Origin of the sequence: Segetibacter aerophilus (assembly GCF_007991655.1) — a bacterium.
In the GTDB taxonomy this organism is placed as follows: Bacteria; Bacteroidota; Bacteroidia; order Chitinophagales; family Chitinophagaceae; genus Segetibacter; species Segetibacter aerophilus.
Window position 1 is genome coordinate 307,356 of sequence record NZ_BJYT01000005.1, and the last position, 18,670, is coordinate 326,025.

Genomic DNA, 18,670 nt, shown 5'->3' on the forward strand with positions numbered 1-18,670 from the left:
GTGGGATTAGGTATAGGATGAGTTTATAAATAATAGTACAAGAGTGCGACGCAACTATGTATAATAGTTATTCTAAGGTTTGGTTCAAAAAGCACCCTATTTCTTTAAAAGCCATAAAGTCCTCCATCCATTCTACTCGGTCCTCAAACTCTTGACAGGATTGGCGAGGGCAGCTTTTATAGCCTGGAAGCTGATAGTAATAAAAGCAATTAGCAGAATCAATAAAGCTGCAGCTGAAAACATCCACCACGATATGTTGATCCGGTAGGAGAAATTTTGAAGCCATTTATTCATTGTGTACCAGATCACGGGCATGGCAAAGAGGCACGCTATCCAAACCAACTTTAAAAAATCTTTTGATAAAATAGCTGCAACGCCCTGGGCAGAAGCACCGAGCACCTTTCTTATTCCGATCTCTTTTGTTTTTTGAAATATGGTGTAAGAGATGAGGCCGTACAAACCGAGGCAGGCGATCAGTAATGAGAGGATAGAGAAATAAAGAAATATGGTTGAAAAACGTTCTTCTGACTGGTATTGCTGCTTTATCTGTTGACTTACAAAATCATAGTCAAATAAGGCGGACGGAAAATGCTTCTTCCATGTATTTTCAATCATTGCTATGACCTGGTCGGCTTTTTTAATATCAACCTTCAATGTAATTCTTGAAAAATGTTTATCAACAGGGTAGATGGCTAAAGGATCAATTGCATGCTGCAAAGAGTTGAAATGAAAATTGTTTGTTACGCCCACCACTATCCCTTTTTGATCACCCATTTTAAACGGCTTACCAATTGCTGCTTCAGCGGTTTTCCATCCAAATTCTTTGACCGCCATTTCATTTACAATAACCTGGCGAATGGTATCGGTTAGTGCATTAGTTGTAAAATTTCTCCCGGCTAATAATTTAATTCCATAAACATTGAAGTAATTGCTATCCACCCGTAATCTTGAGGTATTTACCTGCAGTGGACTTCCGGCATCATCAACGGTTTCAGCTCCGCCAGTGCCTAGTCCACCTACAATGGATGAATTGGATCTGGCAATACCTGAAATCATTGGACTGCTTCTAAGCTCATTCCTGAAAGCTTCATAATTATCTACCACCTCTGCGTTTCCATTTGCCCGTAGAAAAAGTAGTTCATCCTTATTGTATCCAAGATCTTTATGTTTAATGAAAGACATCTGCGAGTAGATGATGACGATGCCCGTTACCAGGATCATGGTAATAACGAATTGCGAAATGACGAGGCTTTTTCTTAACAAGATTCCTTTATCGCCCGATTTAAATGAGCCTTTTAATACAACCACCGGTTTAAAAGCCGAAAGAATAATGGCGGGATAAACACCTGAAAGAACTCCCAGGAAAACAGTTACAGCAACAAGGAAAAACAGGAGTGGTGGCGATGAAAACAGTAAAAGATTTTTGGCCGTAACCCGGTAGAAAAGAGGCTGCAGCAAAAAAGAAAATAAAAATGAAAGCAATAAAGCTATGAATGCGGTGGCGACAGACTCTGATAAATATTGCAGGATAAGTTGCTTTTTAGCAGCGCCAACTACTTTTTTAATACCAACTTCTTTTGCCCTGCCTGCCGCACGTGCGGTAGCGAGATTGGTATAGTTAATTGCTGCCAGCAGTAAAATAAAAATGCCTACCGATGAAAAGATATAAACCTGTGTGATGTTTCCTGTTGGTGCTATTTCATGTTCGAGATTGGACCGTAGATGTATATCCCTCAAAGGCTGGAGCCTATAAAAATAGATTGATCGCCAGATGTTAAATAACTCACCAACATACTTTCCATAGAATTGCTGAATCTTACCTGAAAAAGCCCGATAGTCAACTCCTTTCTTTAGTAGCAAATAAGTATAAAAACTTCCATCACCCCAACCATCGACGGTAAGTACATCCGGCCGTGCAACTTCAATTGTTTTAAAAGAAGCAAGCATGCTAAAGGTAAAATGGGCGTTTTGAGGCGGGTCCGGCATTAGACCGGTCACTTTGTACGAAGCACCAGAGTTAGTACTGTCATACATATTCATCACAAGTGTTTCGCCTATTGGGTTCTTGTTACCAAAGTATTTTTTTGCGGTTGATTCTGTTAGAATGATCGAATAAGGTTCGCTTAATGCGTTAGCCACGTTTCCCCTTGTAAGGTGGTATGTAAAAACGTCGAAGAAAGAAGGATCTGTTAGTAATATTCCCGGTTGAAGTACTTGCTGATTTTCGTGCGTAATTATTTCTTCCCGCATTTTCAACCTAACCGTGTTCTCTACTTCAGCATAATCATTCTTAAGGGCTTTAGCCATTGGAGCACTGGAGACTGCAGATTCTGTAGTGCCGGTCTCAGTTTTGGTGGTTGAGATTAGTCGAAAGATCCTGTCATAATTAGTATTGAATTTATCATAGCTTATTTCATCAGTTACCCAAAGAGCAATAAATGCAAAACAGGTTAAGCCAGCGGAAAGACCAATAATATTCAAAGCTGAATACGTCTTGTTCTTCGTTATGCTTCGCCAGGTTTGTTTTAAATAATTTTTAAACATACAATCCCATTTTAAAAGAAGGTTTTGAAACTACCCGGCGTAGCTATTTTCAAGCTTTCAAATTAGCAATCACCACTGCAACCCAAATTTGCATTAGAAGCCCACTGCGAAAAATTCGCTTTCTTCCATGTTCAAATTTTCAAATTCGGTCATCTTCAAATTATTCTACTCTGTCCTCAAACTCTTGACAGGATTCGCGATGGCAGCTTTTATAGCTTGGTAACTAATTGTAACAAATGCTACCAGCACAACCGCCAGCACTGCAAATCCAAACATCCACCAGTTTATTGGGACACGATAGGGATAATTCTGTAGCCACTTGTTCATCACCCACCACGCAATTGGCGAGGCAATGATTGAAGCGAGCATAACAAGTTTTAGAAAATCTGTAGAAAGCTTGCCTGCAATTATAGTCACTGACGCACCCAACACTTTTCTTATACCGATTTCTTTGGTGCGCTTTTCTGCAGATAGTGTTGCTAAACCAAACAACCCGATGCACGAAATGAAGATGGTGAGTACAGCTCCGAACGTAATAATTTGCTTCCACTTTGCTTCGCGTTCATATTGCGCATCGTTCTGTGCATCCTTAAAATTGTATTGATATGGGCGGGCAGGAAACAAGGCTTTGAACGTTTTTTCAAGGTATTTTAAGGAAGCGGAAACATTGCCCGGTTTTAATTTTATGAAGACGTCACGATACTTGTACCGCGGGTTCATAGTGAAGAGTTGCGGGCCAATTTTTTCTGCGAGCGACAAGTAATGGTAGTCTTTTATAACGCCTACCACGCGGTACTTTTTATTCATGTAGAAAAAATCAACCTGGTTACCGACCGGGTCCTTCCAACCTGCTTCTTTTGCGAAAGTCTGGTTGATGATTGCAGCTTCGGCAGTATCAGATACAAAATCAGTTGAGAAATTGCGGCCGGTTACTATGGGTATTTTAAAGAGAGGAAAATAGTTTTCGTCAACATGTTTAAAGTCGAAGTTCATTTCCTTTCCATCGTTTACATGAGCTATAGTTCCCCATCTGCCACCCTGGTCTGCCGTTACACCTGCTATCGATGAATTTTTCAGCAATTCAGTTTTAAACACTTCCAGCTTTTCTCTATCGATATGGCCTGTATTTAAAATGGCGACATTTTCATCGTTGTATCCAAGATCAAAATGGGTTAGGTAATTAAATTGCGAGTAAATGATCATGGTGGCGACAATAAGAAAAGTAGCCAGTGTGAATTGAAAAACGACGAGGCCTTTAGCTAAATAATTTCTCCCTGTTAATCTAAATCTTCCGTACAAAGTTTGAACGGGATTAAAACGTGATAAGACCAGCGCCGGATAAAAACCGGCTAGAAGACCGGTTAGCAGAAATAAGAAAACGTAGCCCGCTACCAGTTTTACATCGAAAAGATATGAGATAGCGAGAGACTTGTTAGCAAGTTCATTAAAGAATGGAAGTACAAGTTTCAGCAGGAGAATTGCAAACACAAATGCGATGAATGTAAGTATAAACGTCTCGCCTAAAAACTGCAGAATTAGCTGGTTTCTTTGTCCGCCTATCACTTTGCGAATACCGATCTCTTTTGCTCTTTTTAAAGAATGAGCTACCGTGAGGTTAATAAAATTGATACAGGCAATCAACAGGATAAACAAGGCAATGCCGGTAAGAATATATGAGTATATCGGGTTACTGGCATCCGTTAAACCATTATCGGCAGGATAATCTTTGCTTAGGTGCATTTGTAGCAACGGCTGCAATCCAAATCGGACCTTGTCCTTTAATCCGAATTTTTCTTCCATTTCTTTTACCTGCACAGCGGCCTCTGTTCTAAAAACACTTTCGAATTTTGCTTCTACTTCGCGGGGATTTGTCGCTGGTTTTAAAACGATAAAAGTGTTAAGAAAAAAATTCATCCACTGGTTGTCTTCGGATTGCGATTGTGCAAATTTCATGGGCACCAACATGTCAATCTTAATAGAAGAGTTTTGAGGAGATCTTTTGGCAATTGCCGAAACAATAAAAGGCTCAAACCTCTCGCCGGTGTTCAACTCCAGAATTTGGCCAATAGCTTTTTGTTGCCCAAAATACTTCTTAGCTACATCTTCTGACAACACTACTGAATGAATATCATTGAGTGCTGTTTTTGAGTTACCGGCTACAAGCGGAAAAGAAAAAGCCGAGAAAAAATTAGAGTCAACATAAAGCGCAGGTTGATCGAAGACATCCTTGCCATGCTTTATATTGAAGGAAGCGCTTTGCACCCGTACAAAATCTTCAACTTCGGGGATAGTTCTTTTGAAAGCCGGGCCAGGAACCATTCCCGTGCTGCCAATCTTATCGACTTTGCCGTCACTATGGGTCATGTCGACCGTAAGGCGATAGAGGTTGTCTTTCTTTTCATGAAAGCGGTCGTAGCTGATTTCATCTTTGCTGTATAAAAAAATCAGCATGCAACAGGCAAGACCAACACTCAAGCCTAAAATATTAATCAGCGAAAAAGTACGGCTTCGCCATAAGTTTCGCAGTGCTGTTTTAAAGTAGTTCTGAAACATAAACCAGTTATAAGTTTTGTGTTTAACGTCTGTCGGTTACCTGCGTTTGTTTTTCATAGTGGCATTGTTGCGTCGCATTACGTTCATCATGCTGATCATTGAGCAACTTTAGTTTCCGCGGTTAGGTGTTGCATTACGATAGACAGTACAAGAGTGCGACGCAACCAAAGCCAGATACTTGTACTAAAGCTGACCTCATAAAAAATCCAGATCCTCGTATCCATCAATCCTATAAATCCCGGTTCTCGCTATTCCGTTCTCAGGCTCTTTACCGGGTTCATGACTGCCGCTTTTATTGCCTGGAAGCTTACGGTTAATAAGGCAATGGCAAGTGCAGAAAGTCCGGCAAGGCCGAACACCCAAACGCTTATCGAGGTATGGTAGGCAAAGTCCTGCAACCACTTGTACATAAAGTACCAGGCTATTGGTGCAGCAATTACAAATGATATAATTACCAGCGTTAAAAACTCTTTAGACAGCAGGTTTACAATTCCTGACACTGAGGCTCCCAATACTTTCCTAATGCCGATCTCTTTGGTTCTTTGCATGGTGCTGTAAGATGCAAGCCCTAACAAGCCAAGGCACGAGATGATGATGGCAAGAATGGCGAAGTTTAAAAAGAGCTTACCAAATCTTTCTTCGGTGCGATATTGTTTATCAAAAAATTCGTCGAGGAAATAATAACTAAAGGGCCTGTTAGGGATGAAGGTTTTCCATTTGCTTTCGATAGCAGCTATGGTGGACGGTAGATTAGCTGAGGAAAGATTAACCGATACAAGTCCACTGTTGTCAGGCTCTATCCGCATGCTTAAAGGCTTGATCGGTTGTTGCAAACCTTTAAAGTGAAAGTCTTTCATCACCCCAATAATTTTTCCTTCGCGACCCCATTGTTTAAAGCGTTTTCCTACGGCAGCCTCAGGCGAGCTGTAGCCAAACATTTTTACTGCCGCTTCATTAAGAACCATGGCTTGTGTGGTATCTGTGCCGAATTCCCTTGAAAAGGCGCGACCTGCAACCATCTTAATTTTAAACTGGTTGATATAGTCAAAGTCAACAAAGTACAGGTCGAGGTTAGCGATTTGTAACTCGCCTCTTACATTCTCAACCTCCGAATAGGCGCCGGGGTTTCCTCCTCCGGGCACACTCGATGATGTTGCGGTTGACACTACGTTAGGCAGACTAGCAATCGATTGTTGGAAAGCTTTCTTATTAGGATCTCCATTCGTGTCAATGATTAGCATGCGCTCTTTATTGAAACCGAGTTCCTGGTTGCGCATGTACGTCATCTGGTTGTAGACAACAATGGTTGAAATGATCAATACAATCGAAATAGTGAATTGTGCAATTACTAATCCTTTCCTCAAAGCAATTCCCTTATTGCCTGTTGCGAAGCGGCCCTTTAAAACAACCACAGGTTTAAAAGAAGACAACACAAGTGCGGGATAAATACCCGCCAATAGACCTATTCCGATCGCTGCTAAGAATAGTCCGAGTATTAAGAGGGGCCTGGCAAAAACGCCCGTGCTGATTGTCTTTCCTGCCAACGTATTGAACGACGGAAGTAAGATCGCCGATAAAAGAACGGTGATTACAAATGCAATCAAACACAGCATAATTGACTCGCCGATAAATTGCCCCGAAAGTTGTGTTTTTGCTGCTCCAACTACTTTTCTGATGCCTACCTCTTTGGCCCGCTCTGCTGACCTGGCAGTGGTTAAATTTATAAAGTTGATACATGCAATCAACATGATAAAAACAGCCACAATTGAGAAGATATAGACATTGACGATGTTACCTGTTTTATTGTCCCCGTGAGTTGATCGCAGGTAAACGTCTTTTAATGCCTCCAATTTGAGGGTTGGGAACATCTGAATTTTTTTCATCTCCGTTCCGTTGCGCTTTTCTAAAAATGCAGGAAACTTTTTTTCCAATCTCTCTGCATCGGCGCTGGGTTTCAAAAGCAAGTAGGCCGAAGCACCGTAGTTGGTCCATTGGCTGTCGAGGCTGCTGTTAAACTTCTGAGTCAGAGTAGACATAGACAAGATTACGTCCGCTTTTATCTGGGAATTCTCCGGTATATCTTTCATCACCCCGGTAACTTTCGCCGGAAAAGCATCTCCCGTAACCAATACAGTTTGCCCGATGGGATCTGTATTAGCGAAATATTTTTTAGCTGCAGTTTTTGAAAGTACTATGCTCAGCTGTTCCTTTAATGCAGTACGGGGATCGCCTTTGATAAGCTTAAAATCAAACACTTTAAACAAGGCAGAGTCTGCCCACATTGCATTTTGCTCCTGGAACTTTACGTCTCCTTTTCGCACCAATATGCTGGTTCCTGTAGTGCGTACAAATTCCTCAATTTCAGGAAATTCATCTTTTGCATTGGGCGCAACAGCCCAAGCCGGACCACTTGGATGTACGGTTTCAGTAGGCGTTTTCAAATCGGCTACGACGCGGTAAATCCTATCTGCTTTAGTATTAAACGCGTCATAACTTAATTCAAAACCGACATAGAGATAAATTAAAAAGCAGGCGGTCATACCTACTGCCAATCCAATGATATTGATGAACGAAAAAGCTTTGTGTCTCCAAAGTTTACGTAGTGCAACTTTTAAATAATTCTTTATCATGTGGTTCCTGTTTTGGTCAGTTATGTTTTTGTTACCAGCTTTTGCTTTTCATAGCTTCAGCGTTGCGTCGCATTACGTTCATCCTCGTATTCATTGATGAACTTTAGTTTGAACAAAAAAAAGCCGAATTTTCATTTATAGTATAAGAGTGCGACGCAACAATATTCTATCCTTGTACGAGTGCCCGGTCCATAAATTCTTATCTACTTCTAATTCATAAATTCGCTTAATCTGTTTCTACTCTGTCCTCAAGCTTTTCACTGGGTTTGCTATCGCAGCTTTGATTGCCTGGAAACTAATTGTTGCAAGTGCAATGATTATTGCAGCAACCCCTCCTGCAGCAAATTGCCACCAACTGATGTTGATGCGATAAGCATAATCCTGCAACCATCTGTTGATGAAATACCATGCAAGAGGCGTAGCTATTAAAAATGCAATTGAAATAAGTATGACGAATTCTTTTGAGAAGAGGTAAATGATACTGCCGGCTGTAGCGCCGAGCACTTTGCGAATGCCCACTTCTTTAATTCGTTGTACTGCCATAAATGAGGCTAATCCATACAAGCCAAGACAACTAAGGAATATGGCGATGGCCGCAAAAATTTTATACAACTGAGCTAACTGGTTCTCCTGCTTGTAAAAACTTGCAATCTTATCATCAAGAAACGTGTACTCATACACATAATCAGGAAACGTTTTTTGCCAGACTTCCTGGATTGATTGCATCGTTGAAGAAATGTTTGTAGTTGTAAGTTTTATCGCCGCCTGGCGGTACATGGTACTGTTTGTAGTAATCAGCAATGGTGCAAGATCATGGCGAAAAGACCTGTCATTAAAATCCTTTAGCACGCCAACAACGGGGCAGGTTATCAGGCCACCCATGATGCTTATTTCTTTGTTCAATATATCTTCCGGTTTTTTGAGTCCTAAACTTTTTACGAACGATTCATTCACTAGAAATTCTGCTGTAGGACCGGATGGTCGCAAATTTCTTCCGGCAACCAGTTGTAGTTTGTAAGCCGGCACATATTCGTGGTCAGCGAACTTTGTAATAGCTTTAAAATCTGCTTCTTTTATTGCATGGTCAAATCTTACCGAGCTCATCATATTATTATCATCTTCAACAGGGGTGGCGGAACTAAAGCTTACAGTTTGCACGCCGTTTATAGACAGTAGTTGCTGCTTTACAAAGTCTTCAGCTTTATTGTGGGTCGGACGATAAGGAACATTTACAATGGCATCTTTATCGAACCCTAAGGGTTGGTTCATGAAATACTTCATCTGCTGAACAATGATGAGTGTTCCAATAATAAGTGCCTGTGCAATGATGAATTGAAACACCACCAGCCCTCTTCTTAAAGAAATTCCTTTTGTAGCATTTACGGTGAGTTTACTCTTTAAAGCATTTACGGGGTTAAAACCGGATAAGACAATAGATGGATAAAAACCAGCAAGTGCGGTCACAACAATTGTTAGGGCCAAAAGAAATAAAATAATTGCAGGATCTTTTAGAATGTTGAATGATAGTGAAAGTTCTAAAAGTTGGTTTACATAAGGCAATGCAAGCATGGTAATACCTGTCGAAAGTATTACAGCACTCGCAACAATCAAAAGGGTTTCGACAATAAATTGGATCTGCAGTCGTAGTTTATTACTTCCTAAAACTTTTCTTACGCCAACCTCTTTTGCACGATTAACCGCCTGTGCAGTGGAAAGATTGATAAAGTTTACGCAGGCAATTAACAGGATGAATGCTGCAATTAGCCACAATACATTAATTAATTCATGACTGATAGTTTTGTTGCTGTAATTACCTGTTTGTGTGTCATAGTGCACCGCATTTAATGGTTGTAGAATATGACTATCCTTAATGTCTGCAGGCAGTACCTTTTTCGAATATGCTCTTAGCTGTTGATTGAAATTGTCAACAGAGGTATTAGGCGGCAACAACACGTAACAGCCGAAGTCCGCGGCTGTTCCAGTCCAGGCAGGTTGTAGAAATCCGTATTCTTTATCTCCGGTAAAATCTGTTCCCCATGCAACTACTAATTTCAGCTGAAAGTCGGTGTTTGCCGGCATGGTTGCAAGAATGCCCGACACTTTTAGCGCAACTGGTGGAAACTGGAACAATGCTGCTCCCATGCTGTAATATCCCGATAGCTTTATGGTTTTGCCTATTGCTGTTTTCCAGTCGCCGAAGTACGTTTCTGCAATCTCTTTTGTAAGCAATACATTGTTCGGATCTTTTAATGATTCGTAGGAACCTGCGAGTAGAGGAAAACTAAATATATCAAAGAATGAAGGCGATGTATAAAAGACACCGCTTTGCTCCTTAAAATTTTTTATGTGCGTTCCATTTGCATCAAGAACCTGTAACTCATCATTGTGACTTGCATAAACAGGAGCTACTTGTTCCAGTTGGGGAAAGGCCGTTTTTAATCCTTCTGGCATTGGAAAAGGAACGTTTCTCGCATAGGAAGTAGTTGCGGCGTCTGTATTATGAGACTCAGTTAGTACACGATAGATGCGATCTTTCTTTGCATGAAAGCCATCGTAGCTGGTTTGGAATTGAATGATCATAAAGATCATTATATAAACGGCAATACCAACAGCCAAACCGGCTATGTTGATCATAGCGTAATTCCTGTTGCGGGTCAAACTCCTAAATGCCGTTTTAAAATAATTCTTAAACATAGAAGTTGATTTCGGATTTATTTACCATTCACAACTGACAGGACATATATAGCCCTTATCATTCCGTTCTTAAACTCTTTACCGGGTTTGCAACTGCTGCTTTTATTGCCTGGTAACTTACTGTTACAATAGCTATAAGGATAGACAATAGCCCGGCTAAAGCAAAAATCCACCACTTGATCTCGACGTGGTAAGGATAATCTTTTAACCATGAATGCATCGCCCACCATGCTATTGGTGCCGCTACAACAAAGGATACAAAAACCAGTTTTAGAAAGTCTTTGGATAACAAAGTAGTGATACCGGACACTGATGCTCCCAGTACTTTGCGAACACCAATTTCTTTAATGCGGTTTTCTGCCATGTAAGTGGCAAGACCAAATAAACCGAGACAAGAGATGATAATTGTGAGGGCTGAGAATATTCCGGCTAATGTTCCTATTCGTTTTTCATCCTCGAATTTTAATGCATATTCTTCATCCACAAATTTGTAGTCGAAAGGATACTCAGGGTTGTATTTTTTGAAAATCGTTTCAGCTCTTTTTAAATTGCTTGCAGTAGTGTTTTTGTCGTTCAGCTTTACCAGCATTGCGTTAAGCCATTTCGTTTTTGGCCCTGCGATTAACATCGGCCTTGTTGGTTCGTAAGGTGAGGTAAGAATAAAATCTTTTATCACTCCTACGATGTGCCATTCAACCCCATTGTCTTTGACGATTTTGCCAATTGGGTCTTTAAACTTCATTACTTTCAGGGCCGACTCGTTTATGATCATTGCTGTAGAGTCGGTAGGAAATTGTTTCAAGTCAATGTCACGGCCCATAACAAACTGCAGGCCTGCTGTAACTCCAAGTCCACCATCTTCAGTATACCTGTAGAAGTCTGTTTTATCGTTCGGATCTTTGCCTTCCCATTCCTGCCCCCAGCCGTCGCTCCAGCTTTCAGTTAGCGGCGAACTTGTTTTGGTGATGGATGAAGCGATGCCTGAGCCGAGTAACTCATTTTTGATCAGGTCGTAATTCTTTGCTATGTCTCCTGTCATAAAATGATAAACCAGGTTGTTCTTGTCGTAGCCGGTTTGCCTGTCCTTTGCGTAGTCTATTTGTTGTTTCACAATAATGGTACAAATGATTAACACAATAGCAAACGTGAATTGCAGTACTACAAGAACTTTACGTGGAGTAACAAGTGCATGGGCTTTTTTAAAGGTGCCCTTCAGCACTTTTACCGGCTGAAAAGAAGAAAGAAAAAATGCGGGATAACTGCCAGCGAGCAAACCAGTGAAGATTATAAACGCTAACCCTGCAAGCCATGCACTTATGCTGGTTAAGTTAAGCGCTACTGTTTCATTTACTAACCTGTTGAAAGCGGGGATAGTAATTGCAACAATAATAATTGCAATAATGCCGGCAAGGAATGCCATTAAAATTGACTCGCCAATGAACTGGCCGATGAGAGAACCTTTTTGCGCGCCGACCACTTTGCGGATGCCTACTTCTTTTGCTCTTTTCTCACTACGGGCAGTGCTTAAGTTCATGAAGTTGATACAGGCAATCAACAAAATAAAACCTGCTATGATAGCAAATAGTCTCACAAATTCTATTCGTCCGTCATTGTCCTCTACACCATTTGTGAAACTTGAATACAGTCTCCATCTTTTAAGAGGATAAATGAACATCTCCCATTTCGGCTCGGTCTTGTCATAGCGAGGCTTCAAAGTTTTCAGTTTCTCATTTACAGAAGCAAGACTGGCGTTGGGCTTCAACAAGACATAAGTACGAATGGAGTTATTGCCCCAATTCTCATCGTCTCCGCCTTGCAACCGAAAATAGCTGTAGGGCAGAAGGTATTCGAACTTGAACCTGGTGTTCGCAGGTGGATCTGTTACAATGCCTGAAACAGTAACATTGTCTTTGTTATCAAGTTTTATCACCTTACCCATTGCATCCTCTTCGCCAAAGATTTTTTTAGCAAGGGTTTCTGTAAGTACTATGGAGTGCTGGTCCTTTAAAACATTTTGTGCATTTCCTTTTATGAGCGGAAAAGAAAACACTTGTAAAAAGTTTGAATCGACCATGTTGCCTTTTACAGTTAACTTTTTTTCACCGATAGTAAAGAGAATGCTGCTAGGCCAGTTTACCCTTACAGACTGCTCAACTTCGGGAAAGTCTTTTTCCAACGTGCGGGCTAACACCTTCGGAGTGGTGTTCCAGCACTGCAGTTCGCCGCTAAACGCAGCCCGGTTCCAGGCTTCGTAGATGCGATCTTTTTTCACGTGAAACTGATCATAGCTCACTTCATTCTTTATCCATAGCAGAATGAGCAGTGCACTAGCCATACCAATAGCTAAACCAACTATGTTGATAAAAGAAAAACCCTTGTTTCGCAGAAGGTTTCGGAAGGCTATTTTGAAATAGTTTTTAATCATACTTACCAGGTGATTAAGTCAATAAAGCGTTGTTGCACGATTTTCAAATTGCGTCATTTTCAAATTTTCAAATTGTTACAATATCCCATTACTCTATTCAGTTCTTAAATTTTTTATAGGATTGGAAATAGCTGCTTTTATAGCCTGTACGCAAACCGTTACTAACGCAATAACCACGGCAACAATAGCGGCTAATACAAAAATCCACCAACTGATACTAGTGCGGTATGCGAAATCTTGTAACCACTTGCTCATTGCCCACCATGCGACCGGGAATGTGATGACAGCCGCGACAACCACAAGCTTTAAAAAATCTTTTGATAACATGCCTGCAATATTTGATACAGTTGCGCCCAACACTTTTCTTATCCCGATTTCTTTTGTTCGTTGCTCAGCAGCATACGTAGCAAGGCCAAGCAAACCAAGACAGGCAATGAAGAGTGCTAGTATTGCAAAGGCTATGAAGATGCGACCCACTCGTTGCTCAGAGCGGTACATGTTGTTGAAGTCTTCGTTCAGAAAAGAATAAGTGAATGCTTCACCAGGCGCCATCTTTTTCCAAAGGGATTCGATGCTCTTTATGGTACTTCCAACATTGTTTGTTTGTAATCGAAGTGAAACAGCACCAGTCGACCGGTCAAGGAACATTCCAAGGGCTCCAATATTTTCTCTCAAGGAAGCAAAATGAAAATTTTTGACTACTCCTATGACTGTATAACTCTTTAAAATCTTACCCTCACTATCCATCATTCTCGACACTTTTTTACCTATTGGATCCTGGTAACCAAACAGCTTTACTGCCGATTCGTTTAAGATAATTCCAGTACTGTCTGTAGCAAATTCTTTTGAAAATTTACGTCCCTTTATTATCTCCATTCCCAAAGTGTTGATGTAGTCGTGATCTACTTCCCACTGTTGCATTGACACGGCTTTATCGTTATTTATTTCGCCTTCAGGAAAAAGCGGACTGTCATTTCTACTAGAGGGTACTGGTAGGAAGCCTGAAATGGAGGCTGAGATAACGCCCGGTTGCCTCAATGCTTCATCTTTAAAAGCTTGTATTTTTTTATCTAATACATACGTGTCTTTAATCAGCAGCACCTGTTCTTTATTAAAGCCAAGCTTTTTGTTTTGGATGTAATTCAACTGGCGATAAATAACAATGGTACCTATGATAAGAAATATAGAAATGAAGAACTGAAACACCACTAGGCTACTCCTGAAATAGCTGCTTTTGAAACCAGTGCTAAGCTTACCTTTTAATACTTCAATTGGTTTAAAGGCTGATAAATAAAAAGCGGGATAACTTCCTGCAATCAATCCAACAACTACAGCAAAGCCAAGTAAGATCGGTAGCAGGTAAGGATGTACAATAGGGGATAGGGTAAATTGTTTTGCAGCTAATTGGTTTAATAAAGGCATTGTAAGCAGGCAGAACAACAAAGCAATTACAAAGGCAATCAGACTCATCACAACAGACTCTGTCAGGAACTGTTTTATAAGATTTGATCGTTGGGTTCCTAATACTTTTCTCACACCTACTTCTTTTGCTCGGTTGGCGCTACGGGCTGTAGAAAGGTTCATAAAGTTGACGCATGCAATCAACAAAATGAAAATAGCAATAGCCGAAAAGATATAAACTGTTTGCAAACTACTGTTGGGCGCCAGTTCAGCTATTCGGTCCGACTGTAAGTGAATATCTGTAAGCGGAGTAAGTTTAAAATGCATATAGTTGCCAGACTTTTTAAAGTCATCCTGCCGGGTATGCATAATAGCCTCGGCCTGCGGCCATAAGTGTTTCTGCAACACTTCATCAAACTTTGCCTGTATTATCTTTTGCTCAACTCCCGGTTTTAATAAAAGGTATGTATTGAAATTAAAACTTAGCCAGTTATCCTCTTTACTTGCTGCATCTCCTGCAAGTGATATAAAAAAGTCGAAACGAAAATGAGAATTTTCTGGCACCTCTTTAATTACGCCGGTAATTGAATAAAGGTCTTTATTATCGAACAAAAGGCTTTGCCCTACAACATCTGTCTTACCAAAATATTTTTTTGCTATGCTTTCGGTAATCACTACGCTCTTTGGTGCTGTAAGTGCTTTCGTTGGATCACCTGCAATCATTGGAAGTGTGAAGACATCGAACAGGGTAGAATCTGTATAAATAATGCGTTCTTCTTTAATATTCTGGTTGCCTTTCTTTACCACCGATGGACCATAATTTCTAAATCTCACAGCGTTTTCAACCTGTGGATATTCTTTTACCATCGTAAAGGCTAGCGGTGCATTATTAACGGCAAACTTTTGTTCGGCCCCACCAAACCGAAGGTCTGCATCCACCCTATAAATCCTATCGCTTTTTTTATTAAACTTGTCAAAACTTAACTCGTCCAGCACAAACAAAACAATCAGCAAACAAGTTCCCATCCCGATTGCCAATCCAAGAATGTTAATTGCGGAGAACGTCTTGTTCTTCCACAAGTTTCTTAAAGCAACTTTGAGATAATTCTTAAGCATATAAACGAGTTGGGAGTTTTGTAATCCAATCCCTAAAAGCCGGTTCTATTCACTTCGCAAACTTTTCACCGGGTTTGAAACCGCCGCCTTTATTGCCTGGGAACTAATGGTAATAAAGGCAATCGTTGCTGCAAGAATACCAGCGACTATAAATACCCACCACGGAATATTTATCCTGTAAGCAAAATCCTGCAACCAATTGTGCATAGCATACCAGGCAACAGGGAAGGCTATCACTGCAGCAATTAAAACAAGCTTCAAAAAGTCTTTTGATAATAAAGTAACGATGCTGCCTATGCTTGCGCCTAGTACTTTTCTTATGCCAATTTCTTTCACCCTTTGTGTAATTGCAAAAGCTGATAACCCAAATAAACCAAGACATGCGATGAAAATTGCTATGACGGCAAAGGTGGTAAAGATGGTACCCTGCTTTAACTCCGACTCGTATAATCTTCCAAAACTCTCGTCGAGGAAGGTGTATTGAAAAGGCACTTCAGGCAAATATTTTTTCCATGTTTTTTCGATCTGCGATACAGTTGCAGGTAGGTTTTGTCCACTTAGTTTAATTGACAAGCGACTGTAATTTGGTTGAGGGGGATGAAGCATTATCAGCGGAACAATCTTTTGATGAAGCGATTCAAAATGAATGTCCTTCATAATACCGATCACTTCTCCTTTTGTATTGCCATATTTAAAAGGCCTGCCAATAATATCGTTGTGATTTTTGATACCTAATGCAGCAACTGCAGCTTCGTTTAAAATGAAAGATGCAGTATCATTTGCATGAGCTCTGGAAAAATTTCTTCCGGCAGCCATCTTTATTTGATAAGCCGGTATAAAGTCTTCGTCTACGGCCAGGTACTTAATGGGTGTTGTCACCGGCATTACAGAATCTCCGCTTGGTGCTGCTGCACCCCTTGAATCCAATAGCCGACCCGATGGTATCCTTGATGAACGGGCAGCTTCTTTAATAGATGGGTTTTGCAAAAGATCGTTTCTAAAGCTTTGGTACGAGTCGTTTAATGACGAATTGTAACCCATCGTTACGACGTAATCTTTATCGTAACCCAAATTCTTTTTTTGCATGTACTTCAATTGCTTGAAAACAATAGCAGTACTAATGATTAAAATAATGGAAATGGAAAATTGTGTTACAACCAATACTTTTCTAAAAGAGATGTTACCAGCTCCAACTTTAAATAATCCTTTTAAAACGAGTATTGGTTTGAAGGATGACATGAATAGAGCAGGGTAGAGGCCGGATACAATGCCTACAATAAAGGGTACAAGCGTTAATGGTACCAGTACCTGCCATTTTAGTAGCAAGCCTAACGACAAGTTCTGGCCAGACAAAGCATCAAGTGCAGGCATAGCAAGTTGTGCAAGCAAGACCGCCAGTAGAAGTGCGACCCATGTAAGTAAAACAGACTCAAAAAGAAATTGGGCTATTAATTCAAATTTTTGTGCACCGACTACTTTTCGCACGCCAATTTCTCTCGCTCTCAAAGCAGAACGGGCAGTGGAAAGATTCATGTAATTGATACATGCAATCAAAAGAATGAATAAAGCGATAGCAGAAAAGATGTAGACCCGTTTTATATCTCCGTTCTGCTCAATCTCAGAATCAAGATGAGAGGTTAAATGGATATCAGTCAACTTTTGAAGTGCAAGCGCAGTACCGGCAGAAGTTTTTTGTTTGCCATTATTATCCATTGGCATCACCTTATCAATGAAAGCAGGAAACTGCGCTTCCATGCTTTTTGTATTGTAATTTTTGGGAAGCAACAAATAGGTGTAAAAAGAGTTGTTGCCAAAGTTTGTTTGGAGATTTCTTTCTCCGTAAACAGCGGTGTCTTTTAAAGTGCTAAACGATAATAAGTGATCGGCGTGCCAGTGACTGTTTGAAGGAAGGTTTTCGAAAATGCCCGTTACCTTAAATTGAAACTGGCGGTCTAACCTGATTACTTTATTGATTGGATCTTCGTTGCCAAAATATTTCTTCGCCAATTCAGGCGTGAGCATTACGCTAAAAGGGTCTGACAGAGCCTTTGCAGGATTCCCACGAAGCACTTTTACATTAAAGAAATCGAAGAGGTTCTGGTCCGCAAATACCCCATTGTTCTCATTAAATACTTTCTCGCCATATTTAAAGGTGCTTGTTCCGTTTGGCAGTAAAACGGTCACCTTTTCAATATCAGGAAAATCATTTTTTAAAAGCGGACCGAATGGCGGAGCAACTGCGCCAAGGTTTAAGGATACATCTCCTGTTGGGCCAAACCATGACCTGGTAACCCGGTAAATTCTGTCAGCTTTAGCATTGAATTTGTCGAAGCTTGTTTCATTTAAAATATAAGTAAGTATCAGCAGGCAGCAGGCAAGACCAACAGTTAGCCCAAACAAATTAATGGCTGAAATAAACCTGTGTTTCAGCAAATTTCTAAAAGCTATTTTGAAATAATTACGGATCATAACCTCATCCTCCTTCGCCTTCTCCTGCTCCTTCCCAGGAAAGAGAGTGGTACTTTAAAATATTTAAACAATATAACTTCCACATCATCGACGGGCTTTCCTCCTTCTCTGGGAAGGAGAGGGTCGGGGTGAGGTCACACCATAATGTTCTCTGTCACTGTTTGTCCATCCAGCATTCTTATAATACGATGGCTGTATCGCGCATCGTGCTCGGAGTGAGTAACCATTACTATCGTAGTTCCATGTTCGTTAAGGTCGGTGAGCAGTTGCATCACTTCATTACCGTTAGACGAATCCAGGTTACCGGTCGGCTCATCCGCTAGTATTAGCTTAGGGTTATTTACAACAGCTCTTGCTACCGCAACACGCTGCTGTTGTCCGCCGGATAACTGTTGTGGATAGTGGTTGCGCCTGTGCATGATTTGCATCTTGTCTAACACCGCTTCCACGCGCTGTTTTCTTTCGGGAGCTTTTATGCCCAGATAAATCAGGGGAAGTTCTACGTTTTCAAATACAGTCAACTCATCAATTAGGTTGAAGCTTTGAAACACGAATCCAATGTTGCGCTTGCGTAATTCGGCTCGCTTGCGCTCATTAAATTTTGCGACTTCAATTCCATTAAAAAGAAAGCTACCATCATCGGGATCATCGAGTAGCCCGAGTATATTAAGCAAGGTAGATTTACCGCAGCCTGATGGTCCCATCACGGCTACAAATTCCCCTTCCTTTACTTCAAAAGTTAGTTTGTTAAGGGCTACCGTTTCCACATTTTCGGTACGGTATACTTTCTCAAGCTGCTGAATCCTTATCATATTTTTTGTGGTTTGAGTTGTACTGG

General features: G+C 40.7%; 8 protein-coding genes. All 8 read right to left on the bottom strand.

Features of this window, described 5'->3' with window-relative positions; genetic code table 11:
* Positions 1 to 132: 132 nt before the first annotated feature.
* On the bottom strand, positions 133 to 2,544 hold the full coding sequence (locus SAE01_RS08615; RefSeq protein WP_147203343.1) for an ABC transporter permease: 2,412 nt from the start codon (positions 2,542 to 2,544) through the stop codon (positions 133 to 135).
* A 165-nt stretch (positions 2,545 to 2,709) separates the two neighbouring features.
* A complete protein-coding gene (locus SAE01_RS08620; RefSeq protein ID WP_147203344.1) occupies positions 2,710 to 5,097 on the bottom strand; it encodes an ABC transporter permease in 2,388 nt (795 codons plus the stop codon).
* A gap of 248 nt (positions 5,098 to 5,345) precedes the next feature.
* Positions 5,346 to 7,727, bottom strand: a complete 2,382-nt coding sequence (locus SAE01_RS08625) for an ABC transporter permease (protein WP_147203345.1) — start codon at positions 7,725 to 7,727, stop codon at positions 5,346 to 5,348.
* 237 nt (positions 7,728 to 7,964) lie between these two features.
* Entirely contained in the window at positions 7,965 to 10,421 is a 2,457-nt protein-coding gene (locus tag SAE01_RS08630; protein ID WP_147203346.1) for an ABC transporter permease, read from the bottom strand.
* Positions 10,422 to 10,479: 58 nt separating this feature from the next.
* Positions 10,480 to 12,846 (bottom strand): ABC transporter permease, encoded by a 2,367-nt coding sequence (locus SAE01_RS08635; protein ID WP_147203347.1) that lies wholly within the window; start codon positions 12,844 to 12,846, stop codon positions 10,480 to 10,482.
* Positions 12,847 to 12,939: 93 nt separating this feature from the next.
* Positions 12,940 to 15,363: an ABC transporter permease gene (locus tag SAE01_RS08640; RefSeq protein ID WP_147203348.1), complete on the bottom strand. Its 2,424-nt coding sequence runs from the start codon at positions 15,361 to 15,363 to the stop codon at positions 12,940 to 12,942.
* Between the two features lie 45 nt (positions 15,364 to 15,408).
* Positions 15,409 to 17,796 carry an ABC transporter permease gene (locus SAE01_RS08645; protein WP_246113188.1) on the bottom strand — a complete coding sequence of 796 codons (2,388 nt, stop codon included), beginning with the start codon at positions 17,794 to 17,796 and terminating at the stop codon, positions 15,409 to 15,411.
* 170 nt (positions 17,797 to 17,966) lie between these two features.
* Complete coding sequence (locus SAE01_RS08650) at positions 17,967 to 18,644, bottom strand: ABC transporter ATP-binding protein (protein WP_147203350.1); 678 nt, start codon at positions 18,642 to 18,644, stop codon at positions 17,967 to 17,969.
* Positions 18,645 to 18,670 lie beyond the last annotated feature (26 nt).